We start from the raw sequence: 13,337 nt of genomic DNA, 5'->3' as shown, positions 1-13,337 counted from the left end.
GTGGGCCTAAATGGTGCATTATTTGCACCATTTCGGTCGGAGAAGTTAGGAAAGCGCGCCTAATGTTGCTTACGCGGTACAAGGAGTGGAGGCGCGATCCGCATGGGGCTCTGTGTGTGCAACTGCAATATTAGCGTAGTGCTTAGCTATGGTCTAAAGCTACGGCAGCGATTTGTGCATGGTTGGGGCAGCGGAGTTCTTTTGGTCCAGCTAACCTTACCAGGTGCTAAAAGTGATTACGTCCTTTTATCGACGCAACTATGCGCAGGTCGGCGCCCACCATATCTACGGATCTGAATTCCAGGTACAGCCCATCAGCAAGTGCAGCCAACGGACCGAAATCAGCCATGGGAGCACCGAGACCTAGCCACCGAGGTGCGAGATAGATCAGCAATTCATCAACCAGACCTTCACGGATGAAGGATCCGTTCAGTTTGTGGCCTGCCTCAATGTGGAGTTCATTGATGCCTTTTTGCGCCAGGTCTTGTAGCATGGCAGACAAGTCCACCTTGCCTTCGGCGTTGGGCAGATAGGTGACATGGATGCCTTTGGCTTCCAGGGCGAACTGCTTGGCGGTGTTCTCAATTGCCGCGTAGATGTAGCAGTTTCGGCCTTCAATGAAGAGATTTGCGTCAAGAGGAGTAAGCAGCCTGCTATCCACAACGACCACATGTGGCTGTCGCACTGTGTCAATCTCCCGCACGTCGAGGCGTGGGTTGTCATCTAGAACAGTGCCAATGCCCGTTAACACAGCGCAAGCTCGTGAACGCCAAGCATGTCCATCTGCGCGAGCGGCGGGCGAAGTTATCCACTGACTGACACCATTTTCCAATGCGGTCGTTCCGTCCAGCGAAGCCGCTACCTTAATTCGTACCCAAGGAATATTGCGAACCATTTGATCGGAAAATTCGTTGCGCACGGAAATGTAAATTCTTTCTGAAGCATGTTTGATGCTGCGAGACTTGGGATTTTACATAGGATAAATAGATTTCTATTGACCTATTGCTATTTTTTGGAAAATAGCCCAAATTGCTTTGAGATATAAATTGCCTATTAAGAGTGTATTATTTGCCCCAGCAATCAACGTTATAGCCCGCGTCGCCTGATGTCTTACTTGCGGCGCCCCTTAGCCCCGTACTGCTCAGAGTATAGGTGCCACACTTGTCGCTAGCCTGAGGACCATTTTTGGGCGTTGCAGTCAACGTATAGGCAGTGGCCGTGTTACTAGCTGCTATAGCAATAGCATAGCGCTTGTTGCTGTCAGAAGCCCAAGTCAGCGCAGTTGGCAAAGATGCGGTGGGATAACTGCCCGTCGCTGTTGCCGCTCGCTCAAGCCACTGCTGCGCCTGAAGGAGGCCAGCACGCGCTTCTGCACGGTGACCACGGCGAACATATTCTTGGTAGCTTGGATAGGCAATTGCCGAGAGCACGCCAACTATGGCTACAGTAACCATCAATTCAATTAGCGTAAAGCCTCGTGAATTATATGGTAATAATTTGTTCTTCATAATAATTTTCACTTGTTTTTACTTCAGTTGACGCCAGCCTGGACGCAGAAGCAACTGTGGATAAATTTTCAGCGCATCCGTTCGGCCGTCATTGCCTTTGCGAACCTGTTTTGCGCCAGTTGTAAAACGCAGTTCTTTGCTGGAAGACGACATTCTGGCATAATTTAAGCTGCCGCTTTTGTCTGCATTATCATAAAGCCCATCACCATTTACATCCATTATTGGAAGTGGGGCTGGTGTACCAGCCGCGATATTGACGATTGTACGATATGTTTTTGCTGCGCTGGGTTGTGGTGCGCAAACTTCTTGCCCGCTCGCTGTGGCGCTCCCAGAAGCAGGTTTTTCACTAATAATTTCTAAATTATTGCCTCCATTGTAGAAGGCAAAGCTGGAAGTGACACGCTCGCCGGCGACTGGTAAATCCATGTACCATCCCATCTTCACGGTGCACCCTGTATTGGTTGGTTTGCATGCATAGGCGACCTCTTGCGTATTAAGTGTCCAAAAAGATCGACCTGTACTGACCCCTGTACCCGCTGTTCCTAGCCCTGTGTTCGCCAAAATGTTATCTGTCCCATTGTTCACGGATTGTGATTGCAAGACACTACGATCACTTACTGTGGCTGGAGTTGGGTTGGATGTCTTGATCTTTACCTTTCCAATGTTCGTTCCGGTAGATTCAATCAAATAACTAGTATTATCCAAAATTGAATATACGGTTTGTACTGAAGTATCGCTACGATCCGATTCGGTCAGGCTTTGACCCGTGCCAAATGCAATCATTAATCCGCCAACCGTGCGATTGGGTCTAAGAACGGGGGCTGTCGTAATTGGCTGTCGACTGGTTGAGCCGCCGGATGTATACGTTGCTGTAAAGAGTGGGTTTCCGTTAAATGCAACACCCCATTGTGTTGCATCAATGTTGGAAATGTCAAATTTCCACATGTTCCCACGCAAATCACCTGCATAAACAAAGTCAGGTGAACCATCGCCATTTACATCCAGAAATTGAGGTGCGGACAGCCCATTCCCTACTGCTTCCGCTGAGCCAACAGCTGCGGCAGGGATCTTTCTGAGCGCTTTGTCTCCATCGAGGTACTGGATTATTAATACAGGGCGTTCACTTGAGCTGTTATAGCCATTGCCAGATATATAGGCCCACCTGCCATCGTTGGTGCGAGCGATTTGCAGAGCCAATTGCTGATTACTCTCTGCAACTGTCGGTGATCCAAATATATGGCCGATATCGGCCTCAGCATTGGCGTCTGCTGGCTTTGCTGGTGGAACCGCATCTGTAACAGGAGCCGCCGTCTTATCCATGACTACCAAGTCGGCTGCATTCGCTTCGGCGAAATTGGTAGCCGGGGCGGGTATAGACGACGATGGATCTAGAGGTCCGGGCTTTGTTACATCTAAGACAAAGAAACCTCTGCCACCGGCGCCCAAGGTTCCAACAAGATATGTGCGCCAGTCTGGAACGGCGGTTGTTCCAACATTAACATCACCTGATGCCGGGGATCCATCAACGTAGTATCTGTGATCATATGTAGTGTTGGTGAGGGATGAAATATTCTGCACCACGCCATGAGGCACATACGCAATTTTCTCCTGGCCATCCTTGGCAGAAAATCCGTGAAGCATCCCATCATTTCCACCCACATACAACATGGGCATACGGCCTCGATTGGCTGACGCAAAGGCGTTATAGGAAAGGCTGGGATTCCCATTAGCTGGCGGGCCGACATACCAGATGGCGGAATTGACAATATCACCCTGGCGATTTTTTCGATTGCGGAAATTGGCGGTGGCATTAGTTGCGCTAAAGTTGCTGGCTTCTTTAGTGCGATCGCCACGAATAAAATTAACTCGATCTTGCCCTCTCCCGTCACCTGCAATTGAAGCAGCAGATCCAACTGTTCCATTATTTAGCCACATTTGCTGAGACGCAGCCGTAGCCGATGTGCTCAGATTGGCCCACTTAAAAGAAATGCCGGTGGAAGCGGGGGATGCAATTTTGTATGAAAGGACTAGGCGGGTGTTGATATTGGCTGTGTCCAGCTTATCCGCAGTGGATAGGCCCTTGGTCGTGCTTCCGGTCACAAGGCCCCAGTCTGGATTGGGCGTGAAATTGCCAGCAGTATCAATAGAGCTTGATGTCACATAGCCGTACCACCGGTTGTCATTTGAGTTTCCATCATCTGCTGCAATATAGTTGGTCTGAAAAGATTGAGTGCCTACACGGCTAACGGAGCCGGACGCAGAAGTAAAGCCTGAAATTGGTGCGGTGGTATCAACAATAATGTCGTCGAAAATATCCGCAAAAACTGCCGTCAAATCACCGGTAACAGGATAGTATTTGCCTCGGCTATTGATTGCCATGTGCCACATTTCTTGAGGGCGGTATCTGTCATAGTCGTTGTCCGCGGCAGCTGAGGTGACATCATCCCAAGTTGTATTACCAGTAGCCAAGCTTGCATATCCTACTCCTGTTCCGGTAGTGTTATACATTGAAAAAACTCCTCCCGCCCATTGAGGTGAGGTTGCGTTGACCTTGGCCAAGGTGGCTGCAGTGGTTCCGTATCCGATCGTATATTGAACCAAGTGCTGCCAGTTTGCAGGGTCGTTCTTCGGGTTCCAATATTCATCAAAGGTCACTGTCTTGGCACTGGCTCCACTGCCATTATTATATGTTTCTGGTCCTGTTTTTTTGATTTTTGAGTTGACGCTATTGTTGATGGTGGGTTGTAAATCGGTCGCCCAGTGATAAAATGCTATGTCTGCTAATGTGGGATATGCATAATTAATATTATCGCTATTATTCTTAATTATAGTATTTGCTCCAAAACCGTCTCTGTAAATTTTTGTTTGATTTGCTGTTGCAGAGTAAGCAGTCCCATCCGGGAAGGTGACTGCTTTTCCGTCAGCATTTTGTATGCTCTGCGCTAAGGGGTCAGTGGCTCGTATCTTTGTATTGAATGCAAACCCGTCAGCCGCGCCCACTTTGCTAGGAGGGTTGGCTGGGTAGTAAGTTCTAGGTACGTTGTAATTCCAGCCGCCATCTGTCAAGAAAATGTGATAAGCACGACGGCAGGCAAGCGGATTCGAATCGCTTGTTCCAGGGGTCGCATTCCAAGGGCTGCTTGTGCCTGTGGTTTTGAGGTACTCGCCAGCGTTCCACACCACCATATGAGACGGGGTGTTAGTGGTGCCGGAAGATGTTCCTGTGGTAAGTTTTGAAACCCAAGTTTGAAAGTCTGTTTTGTGGGTGGTGTCAAACTTTCCCATTGCATTTTTGCCACCACAGTTTCCACCATTCGATGGAATGTTGTTGCATGTAAAGGATTGCCATGCCAACCTAAACTGACCATCATACTTTGTGGTATTGATCAGTGTGCCATTGAGGCCATCTATAACATTCGCAAGCCTACTCTGCGTTTGTCCAGCGTCAACGGTGGCCATACTTCCTGATGTGTCTACCGTAAGGATAACGTTAGGCACCGGGGCCTTGTAAGCAGTGCCTGCGGGGTACTGCACCAAAGGAATTTGGGCAGCCCAACCTGCTACGGGCGCCCAAATTGATGCAATAAGGATCGCAATGACTGTGCGTTGAGGTTGAGGGATATTGCGCATGGTCAAACTCCAGGTATAAATTGAGGAGGTCAATGTATTACTTAGCGTTGTTGGAGTCTTGCAGTGTCAATGTCGACTGAAGAACAACCTCGCTGCCGGGCTTGTTGCCCCGTGCTATCGCTGTAATACGGTAGATGAATAGCTTTGTGCGCATTGGCGCGAAACGCTCCACATTGGCGCCAGGAGGCATGCCTGATAGCAGTGATACGTTAGGATCTAAATATGGAAGTATTTCAACCCAATACCACGCTCCTCTGCCAGCACCCGTCTCCGATAAAATAGGGTTCGCAGTTGCTGCGGCGTTAGCGCCGGTATACTGGCCGTATCGAGCGCCAGTATTGGAAGCGATCATGGCAGTCATCTTTGTTGAGTCATTCCAAAAATCTTGTGGATCGTCTCGCTTGGCGCATATTCCTTTATGGCAATTTGTTCCTCCTGTACTCAAGCCTTGCACCACGGATAGCATATTGGCGAGATCTTTTGTTTCGAAATCAAAATATACGTCTGCACCGAGGGTTGCAGGTACCGCTGGTGTTGCACCGCTTGCTGGGATCGCAGGAGCTGGAGGAGGCCGGCACATATCGCTATTTCCTCCTGTCCGAGCGCAAGCCGCTCCTGTGGGCTGAACACCTCGAATATCGAATTCCGCGTCTTGTAACATGGCTTGTGCAGCTTCGAAGGTGCGTCTGTAGTCTGCATCGTTGCCGACAAGAATTTCGTTGAACAATGCGCTACGCGCAGCCCAAAGAGCTAAAAGCGTCGATAGCAGAACGAAAATAATGACAACATACAATGCCATTCCTCGTTGCGAGCTTGCTTCCTGCGAAGATTTCATGTTGGATTTCGTGAGCATGTTAAGTGCTTTCTCAGTCGCTGAGCTGCATCAAATCTGGCTCTGGCTGCGTATTTGATAAACGTTGCGAAAAATCATTCTGATTCGATCGCCGTATGGCGTAGAAGTCCCGCTGCAGTTTATGTAATTTGCCCCCGCTGTTGGGGATGATTCTGTTCCTGTGAGTTCAAGGCATACTTCAACGGCGTAAATATTAGTCCATCCGCCTGTATCGCTGGCGGCATTTGCCGTCACCGCAGATGCTCCCATATACTGTAAATTCGTTGTGAGAGGTGCCTGCTGAAGATATCTGATTTGCATGTCGGTGACATTTCCTATAATGGGCTGGCCTACGCCGCTTGCGCCAATGCAGACAAGTTCATTTGTGCTGTTATTTCTCTGGAACTTACTGCTCAAAACCGGGGTGGCCACAACGCTTCCGCTAGCTGCCGTCGCAGGATTTTGTCCTAAGCAATCTCTTAAGAGAGACGATGAGACAGGAGTGGATGCTGGTGCTGGAGGGGTTATCTGTTCGGTGTAATTTTGATATCCCAATGTAAAGCTCGGATCACTGTCTCCCACCACGGTGCGTGAAGCGCGCGAAAAAGGGGGGCGCAATCCGGTGGGGTCTGGTGGGTCAAAAGCAACCGGCGTCATTGATCGGAGTGCGTCGGATGCAATTGGAGCAATGGAAGGGGTAAGGCTTAGTTCCAAACTGCCCGCCTGACGGACTTGCTGCCCAATGACGCGAAATGCATAGGACGCTTGCTGTGCTAACGCGGTGGACTCTGACACAGTGCCTGAAACGCCACGCGATGCCATAAGTGCACCAAGGGCTACTGCGACAACCAAAAGGCCGACAGCAATGCCGACCATGAGTTCCACCAGAGTTACGCCATTTTGGCGACCAATTGATGCAGTGACTATGCGACGAACGGGAAGGTGTTTCATAAATCGCTACTCAATTAGGGCAGAGCAGGCTGCCAGAAGTAATATCTGGAGTGCAGCGTTGCGTCGGCTGAATATATTGAATATGACAGGTGAAATTGTTGGGGCAGCTTACGGTTGCACCGGTTGTGTCTGTGCCTGAAATCGCAAGCGGTGCATTCAATGCAGATAGGTCGCTCGTACTAAAGCTTTGCCCATTTTGATTGTAACGATTTTCATTCCAGCCGACGACCACACCAAGCTGCCGGGATCCACCTTGTGGTGCAAATACTGCTACTTGTGCCCCTGGTAGTGCTCGATCTATTCGAAGACGCCAATGTCTAATATCGCATGCAGCTAGATCTGCTGGGATGCAAGCCGCACTGGTGCAGCACTCGCTTGTATCTGTGGGTAATGCATCGGTAAATGCGATTTCGTAGTTGCTCAGATTGTTAAGTGCATCGGGGCTGTTTTCCAACCGTTCGCTCAAATCTTCTATGAAGCGAATGGCTTGAGCTCGTCGGACCCCGGCCTGCGTATCTGCTAGGGTACGCATTTGTACGCCTAGAATGCCCAGAATACCCAGAGTCATCACAACTATTGCAACCAAGGCTTCTATCAGGCTAAACCCATCCTGATTGTGGTGATGGCGTTTGATTTTTAAGGGGTGCATGGAATATCCTCGATTACTTTGATTCTGCCACCCGCCGCCATGCATATGCCTCGAGTAGCTGGTGACGATATGCCTGTGGATGCTGGCGAGATAGTGAAGCCTTTTGCATTTAGCCCATCCATCTTTCCGTTGTGATCTACGCTAATGGCTGCGCCTCCTGAGTTGTGAATTACATCCGTGTTGATAGGAGTGCTCACTGTACGCAAAATTTCTTCGCCAATTTTGTATTTTCCATTTTTATCGCTGTCGATAAAGACAAACCAGCCGCATCCCCACTCCTGATTATTGCTGGCCAAACGGCATCTCCCTGGATTGTTGGGCGATTTCTGGATGACTATTTTTGTGCCGCGTTTCAATGCTTCGGAGCGTGCGAAATAAAGAGTAGAAATCATTGCTTCGGTTGTATCGCGAACTCGCCATCGGTCATTGATGGCTGTGAATTTCGGTATCGCCAGTGATGCCAGTAAACTAATGACAACGACCACGCCGACCGTCTCGATATACGTGACTCCTTTGCATAAATGCCGCGACAGCTTTAACATGCGCTGTTGCCCGCCTTTTGCGCGATTTTTCCTCCGATTCCCGCGCATATGCGAACTGCGCTGGGTGCTGTAGAGTTTTTGCCGGCAGGAGTTGCTAGGAAATCCATGGCTGCAGGAGTCGTTGAGTTGATGGAATTGGCCAGCATGCCCCAGCGGTTTATTGAGATTATTCCCGTGCTGCCGCTTAGTGTAATGCTGGTTTGCGCTGGAATAGTTCCGGTTTTTATATCGCATTCATTGGGGGTGCTTGCCGTGTTGCAGGTATCTTGAATGCCATTGTTGTTGACATCATAGAATACCTTCCAGCCGCAGCTCCAATCGGTATTGCCTGTGGAGGTGCAATTACCATAATTTGCATTCTTAATGATCACGACGTTACCTCCGAGTCTGATCGCTTCAGAGCGTGCGAAATATAATGCGGTTACTATATTTTCGGAGGCGTTGCGAATTCGCCAGCGTTCGATGATTGGTGTGAAGCTAGGAGCCGCCAGCGCTGCAAGCACGGCAATGATGGCCATGGTGACCAGCAGTTCGATGGCAGTGAAGCCTCGAAGGCGAGTGGGTTTTGATTGGGAAATGGCGCGCATCTAAGTATCGTATTGCTACTGAAAGCTGCATGCGATGATGCGGGGATGAATGGTATCGCTTGGATGACGGCCGGTTAAGCTCGGCGTTGTGGTCGAGGGTGTGGGCTGCCGAGAGGGCTGTGGGCTCTTGAGATCAGGGCGTTAGATTGCTTGCAGGGTGCGCCCTATTCTTTGTTGAATAGATCGTGCTGGAGACCCGATTGGCAGGGTTGGAACTGCTGGGTGGCATTGAAGGCGTCTCTTTTTGCGCTTTACGGCCTGCCATATCCGAGGCACGCGCCAGCGTTGGGCATCCCCTTGCATTCTCTATGTAGCCTGCGATCACGTTCCGCGGCACTTTCCTCTGACGAAGATGTTTGTCTTGATGCTTTTGCGTGCTTTTCGATGGCGTGGGCCGGGGTTGAGGCCTTGGATTTGCTCTTGGCCTGGGGTGCCGTTGCGCTCAATGATGATGCTGTCAGTGCTAGCACAATAAGAAAACGATATTTTTTTGAAGACATGTGCTTGAAGGGTGATGGCGTCACCGGATTCTGCGGAGAAATCGGCTTTTTTTGTATTTTTCAGTTGCGTTCAAAAAATGCTTTGTGCTTGTTGTGATCTTGTTACGTGTTTTTTCTGCGGTGAAGATTTGGATCGTTGGTGTCTTCTAGAATGGCCATTGTGAGTGCGTTGAGCATGCGTTATACTTGTCAAGTTTTGCACGGTGCAAGACGCACGCCGCTGGCCGTTCCAGCCGTCGGCGCAAGTAAAAACCACGGCCCGCAGTCCCCTGCAGGCCCAATCCAAGGAAATCCAATGATCGCATCCTCCATCAAGGCCGAAGTCGTCAAGGCCAACGCCCGCGCTGCCAACGACACCGGTAGCCCAGAAGTGCAAGTGGCCCTGCTGACCGCTCGCATCAACGAACTGACCCCTCACTTTAAGACGCACGCCAAGGACCACCACGGTCGCCGCGGCCTGCTGCGCATGGTGAGCCGCCGCCGCAAGCTGCTGGACTACCTGAAGGCCAAGGACGCTGACCGTTACACGGCTTTGATCGCCAAGCTGGGTCTGCGCAAGTAAGCGCATTCGCATGTCAAAACGCCTGGGTTAGCACGCTAGCTCAGGCGTTTTTTACTTCGGAGACGCAAAACAGAGCGAAGCTGTGTCATTCCACGGATCCTGACGCACCGGTTGCGGGTGACAGGCTCCCTGGAATGGCATCGTGTTCTGAATTGCCTCCGGCCCTTGCTGGCTCTGCGTAGCCAGCTACATAAACCGAAGCAAAAGGAGTCATCATGACCATCTTCAACAAAGTGACCAAGTCCTTCCAGTGGGGCGACAAGACCGTCGTCATGGAAACGGGTGAAATCGCACGCCAGGCCTCCGGTGCCGTGCTGGTCAACATCGACGACACCGTGGTGCTGGCCACCGTGGTGGGCTCCAAGATCGCCAAGGCCGGCCAGGATTTCTTCCCGCTGACCGTCGACTACATCGAGAAGACATACGCCGCAGGCAAGATCCCCGGCAGCTTCTTCAAGCGTGAAGCAAAGCCCAGCGAACTCGAAACGCTGACCAGCCGCCTCATCGACCGCCCGATCCGCCCGCTGTTCCCCGAAGGCTTCCACAACGACGTGCATGTGGTCATCCACACCATTTCGCTGAACCCTGAAGTGGACGCGGACATCGCCGCCATGATCGCCGTGAGCGCCGCTCTGTCGATCTCCGGCCTGCCGTTCAATGGCCCCATCGGCGCCGCGCGCGTGGGCTACATCAACGGCGAATACGTGCTGAACCCCGGCCAGACCGCCCGCAAGAACTCGCAGATGGACCTGGTCGTCGCCGGTACCGAAGCGGCCGTGCTGATGGTCGAGTCCGAAGCGCAGCAACTGCCCGAAGACGTGATGCTGGGCGCCGTGGTGTTCGGCCACGAGCAAGGCAAAGCTGCCATCAACGCCATCCATGAACTGGTGCGCGAAGCCGGCAAGCCCGTGTGGGACTGGCAACCGCCCGCCAAGGACGAGCCCTTCATCGCCAAGGTCTCGCAACTGGCCGAAGAAAAGCTGCGCGCTGCCTACCAGATCCGCAGCAAGCAAGCCCGCACGCACGCCCTGCGTGAAGCCACCGCTTCCGTGCTGTCGTCGCTGAAGGCCGAAGGCGCTGAATTCGACGCCGTGAAGGTCGAAGGCCTGCTGTTCGACATCGAAGCCAAGATCGTGCGCAGCCAGATCCTGGCCGGCGAGCCCCGCATCGACGGCCGCGATACGCGCACCGTGCGCCCCATCGAAATCCGCAATTCCGTGCTGCCCCGCACCCACGGTTCGGCACTGTTCACGCGTGGCGAAACCCAGGCGCTGGTGATTTCCACGCTGGGCACCGAACGTGACGCGCAGCGCATCGACGCGCTGGCTGGCGAGTTCGAAGACCGCTTCATGTTCCACTACAACATGCCTCCCTTTGCCACGGGCGAAGTGGGCCGCATGGGCTCCACCAAGCGCCGCGAAGTGGGCCACGGCCGTCTGGCCAAGCGCGCGCTGGTCGCCGTGCTGCCGACCAAGGAAGAGTTTCCCTACACGATCCGCGTGGTGTCGGAAATCACCGAGTCCAACGGTTCTTCGTCCATGGCGTCGGTCTGCGGCGGCTGCCTGTCGATGATGGACGCCGGCGTTCCGATGAAGGCCCATGTGGCCGGTATCGCCATGGGCCTGATCAAGGAAGACAACCGCTTCGCCGTGCTGACCGACATCCTGGGTGATGAAGATCACCTGGGCGACATGGACTTCAAGGTGGCCGGCACCACCAGCGGCATCACCGCGCTGCAGATGGATATCAAGATCCAGGGCATCACCAAGGAAATCATGCAGGTCGCATTGGCACAGGCCAAGGAAGCGCGCATGCACATCCTGGGCAAGATGCAGGAAGCCATGGGTGAAGCCAAGACCGAGGTGTCCAACTTCGCGCCCAAGCTCTACACGATGAAGATCAACCCCGAGAAGATCCGTGACGTGATCGGCAAGGGCGGTGCGGTGATCCGTGCACTGACCGAGGAAACCGGCTGCCAGATCAACATCGAGGAAGACGGCACGATCACCATCGCCGCGACCGACGCCGCGAAGGCCGACGTTGCCAAGAAGCGCATCGAGCAGATCACGGCCGAAGTCGAGATCGGCAAGATCTACGAAGGCCCCGTGACGAAGATCCTGGACTTCGGCGCGCTGATCAACCTGCTGCCTGGCAAGGATGGCCTGCTGCACATCAGCCAGATCGCGCACGAGCGCGTCGAGAAGGTGTCCGACTATCTGACCGAAGGCCAGATCGTGAAGGTCAAGGTCATGGAAACCGACGAAAAGGGCCGCATCAAGCTGTCGATGAAGGTGTTGTCGGACCGTCCTGCCGGTGGCAGCGATCGTCCTGCACCTGCAGAGCGTGGTGACCGCGAACCCCGCCGCGACCATGGTCGTGGCGACGGTGGCCGCCCATCGGCTGACCAGCAGCAGCAGCAGCAACAGCAGCAACAGCAATCCCTGGCTTCGGACGGTGCGTCCGAGCAGGTGGTGGGCTGATCCGGCTGACGGGTCTATTTGCTATTGATTTTGTAGCTGCTGCCGCTTGTTGATCAAGCGGTAGCGGCCAAAATCACCCATACCTTCATTGTCCGATGAGCCGCACTATGCACGCTGTGGAGATCTCCGCTTTTGGTGGGCCGGAGGTGCTGCGTCTGGGCGAGCGGCCTGTGCCGCAGCCCGGGCCGGGTGAACTGCTGATCCGGGTGGCTGCCAGCGGCATCAACCGCCCGGATGTGCTGCAGCGCATGGGGCACTATGCCCCGCCGCCGGGCACGTCAGACCTGCCCGGTCTGGAAGTGGCTGGTGTGGTGGAGTCGGGTGATGCCGCCGCCATGGCGGCGGCCGGCATCCGTGTTGGTGACCGCGTGTGTGCGCTGGTCGCCGGTGGCGGTTATGCGCAATGGTGCGTGGCTCCCGTGGTGCAGTGTTTGCCGGTGCCCGAAGGGTTCAGCGATGTCGAGGCGGCCTCGCTGCCTGAAACCTTCTTCACCGTCTGGAGCAATGTCTTCGACCGGGGGAGGCTGCAGGCGGGTGAGAGCCTGCTCGTGCAGGGCGGCACCAGCGGCATCGGCGTGACCGCGGTGCAATTGGGCCGTGCGTTCGGTGCGACCGTGATCGCGACGGCGGGCAGCGACAGCAAGTGCGCAGCCTGCCTGGAGTTGGGTGCGCACCATGCCATCAACTACAAGTCCCAGGACTTCGTGGCGGAGGCTCAGCGCATCACCGATGGCAAAGGTGTCGACGTAGTGCTCGACATGGTGGCTGGCGACTACGTGGCGCGCGAAGTGGAGTGCCTGGCAGAGGATGGCCGCATCGTCATCATCGCTGTGCAGGGTGGGGTGAAGGCTGGTTTCAACGCGGGTTTGGTCCTGCGCCGCCGCCTGACCATCACCGGCTCCACGCTGCGCCCGCGGTCCGTGGCTTTCAAGGGCGCCATTGCGCAAGCGCTGCGCGAGCGCGTGTGGCCTTTGCTGGCGCAAGGCAAGGTGCGGCCGGTCATCCACAGCACGTTCGAAGCGGCCCGCGCGGCCGATGCGCATGCGCTGATGGAGTCGAACCAGCACATTGGCAAGATCGTTTTGACGTGGTGATC

General features: G+C 53.7%; 11 protein-coding genes and 1 pseudogene. 4 read left to right on the top strand and 8 right to left on the bottom strand.

The annotated features are described in order from the left end of the window. Positions 1-226: 226 nt before the first annotated feature. From ACIGHN_RS00255 to ACIGHN_RS00220, 8 genes and pseudogenes are all read right to left on the bottom strand, one after another. Positions 227-907 (bottom strand): annotated as a pseudogene (locus ACIGHN_RS00255) (RibD family protein); the annotation flags it as partial. A gap of 157 nt (positions 908-1,064) precedes the next feature. Further along, positions 1,065-1,508 carry a type IV pilin protein gene (locus ACIGHN_RS00250; protein WP_396503071.1) on the bottom strand — a complete coding sequence of 148 codons (444 nt, stop codon included), beginning with the start codon at positions 1,506-1,508 and terminating at the stop codon, positions 1,065-1,067. 18 nt (positions 1,509-1,526) lie between these two features. After that, positions 1,527-5,171 (bottom strand): pilus assembly protein, encoded by a 3,645-nt coding sequence (locus ACIGHN_RS00245; RefSeq protein WP_396502809.1) that lies wholly within the window; start codon positions 5,169-5,171, stop codon positions 1,527-1,529. Between the two features lie 4 nt (positions 5,172-5,175). After that, positions 5,176-5,991 carry a PilX N-terminal domain-containing pilus assembly protein gene (locus ACIGHN_RS00240; RefSeq protein WP_396502808.1) on the bottom strand — a complete coding sequence of 272 codons (816 nt, stop codon included), beginning with the start codon at positions 5,989-5,991 and terminating at the stop codon, positions 5,176-5,178. Between the two features lie 30 nt (positions 5,992-6,021). Continuing rightward, positions 6,022-6,921: a PilW family protein gene (locus ACIGHN_RS00235; RefSeq protein WP_396502807.1), complete on the bottom strand. Its 900-nt coding sequence runs from the start codon at positions 6,919-6,921 to the stop codon at positions 6,022-6,024. Positions 6,922-6,931: 10 nt separating this feature from the next. Beyond that, a complete protein-coding gene (gene pilV / locus ACIGHN_RS00230; protein WP_396502806.1) occupies positions 6,932-7,570 on the bottom strand; it encodes a type IV pilus modification protein PilV in 639 nt (212 codons plus the stop codon). Continuing rightward, positions 7,558-8,055, bottom strand: a complete 498-nt coding sequence (locus ACIGHN_RS00225) for a Tfp pilus assembly protein FimT/FimU (protein WP_396502805.1) — start codon at positions 8,053-8,055, stop codon at positions 7,558-7,560. The genes pilV and ACIGHN_RS00225 overlap by 13 nt, the downstream gene beginning before the upstream one ends. Before the next feature lie 50 nt (positions 8,056-8,105). Further along, the gene (locus tag ACIGHN_RS00220) at positions 8,106-8,699 is read right to left on the bottom strand and encodes a GspH/FimT family pseudopilin (protein ID WP_396502804.1); all 594 of its coding nucleotides are present in this window, start codon (positions 8,697-8,699) and stop codon (positions 8,106-8,108) included. Positions 8,700-8,921: 222 nt separating this feature from the next. On the opposite strand from ACIGHN_RS00220, the gene ACIGHN_RS00215 reads away from it, so the two are divergent. From ACIGHN_RS00215 to ACIGHN_RS00200, 4 genes are all read left to right on the top strand, one after another. After that, positions 8,922-9,296, top strand: a complete 375-nt coding sequence (locus ACIGHN_RS00215) for a hypothetical protein (RefSeq protein WP_396502803.1) — start codon at positions 8,922-8,924, stop codon at positions 9,294-9,296. A 198-nt stretch (positions 9,297-9,494) separates the two neighbouring features. After that, on the top strand, positions 9,495-9,761 hold the full coding sequence (gene rpsO / locus ACIGHN_RS00210) for a 30S ribosomal protein S15 (protein WP_005793232.1): 267 nt from the start codon (positions 9,495-9,497) through the stop codon (positions 9,759-9,761). A 215-nt stretch (positions 9,762-9,976) separates the two neighbouring features. Next, positions 9,977-12,241 carry a polyribonucleotide nucleotidyltransferase gene (gene pnp / locus ACIGHN_RS00205; protein ID WP_396502802.1) on the top strand — a complete coding sequence of 755 codons (2,265 nt, stop codon included), beginning with the start codon at positions 9,977-9,979 and terminating at the stop codon, positions 12,239-12,241. Between the two features lie 107 nt (positions 12,242-12,348). Beyond that, positions 12,349-13,335, top strand: coding sequence for an NAD(P)H-quinone oxidoreductase (locus ACIGHN_RS00200; protein WP_396503070.1), 987 nt, complete (start codon positions 12,349-12,351; stop codon positions 13,333-13,335). Positions 13,336-13,337 lie beyond the last annotated feature (2 nt).

It is taken from the genome of Acidovorax sp. NPDC077693 (assembly GCF_044542805.1).
Taxonomy (GTDB): Bacteria; Pseudomonadota; Gammaproteobacteria; order Burkholderiales; family Burkholderiaceae_C; genus Acidovorax.
Note: the sequence above shows the minus strand (reverse complement) of the source record. Positions and strands in the feature narration are given on the sequence as shown.

What these genes read in the sequence shown, in the direction of transcription:
- ACIGHN_RS00250 (WP_396503071.1), bottom strand. Translation starts at nt 1,508, where the DNA reads ATGAAGAACAAATTATTACCATATAATTCACGAGGCTTTACGCTAATT.
- ACIGHN_RS00240 (WP_396502808.1), bottom strand. Translation starts at nt 5,991, where the DNA reads ATGCTCACGAAATCCAACATGAAATCTTCGCAGGAAGCAAGCTCGCAA.
- ACIGHN_RS00235 (WP_396502807.1), bottom strand. Translation starts at nt 6,921, where the DNA reads ATGAAACACCTTCCCGTTCGTCGCATAGTCACTGCATCAATTGGTCGC.
- pilV (WP_396502806.1), bottom strand. Translation starts at nt 7,570, where the DNA reads ATGCACCCCTTAAAAATCAAACGCCATCACCACAATCAGGATGGGTTT.
- ACIGHN_RS00220 (WP_396502804.1), bottom strand. Translation starts at nt 8,699, where the DNA reads ATGCGCGCCATTTCCCAATCAAAACCCACTCGCCTTCGAGGCTTCACT.
- rpsO (WP_005793232.1), top strand. Translation starts at nt 9,495, where the DNA reads ATGATCGCATCCTCCATCAAGGCCGAAGTCGTCAAGGCCAACGCCCGC.
- pnp (WP_396502802.1), top strand. Translation starts at nt 9,977, where the DNA reads ATGACCATCTTCAACAAAGTGACCAAGTCCTTCCAGTGGGGCGACAAG.
- ACIGHN_RS00200 (WP_396503070.1), top strand. Translation starts at nt 12,349, where the DNA reads ATGCACGCTGTGGAGATCTCCGCTTTTGGTGGGCCGGAGGTGCTGCGT.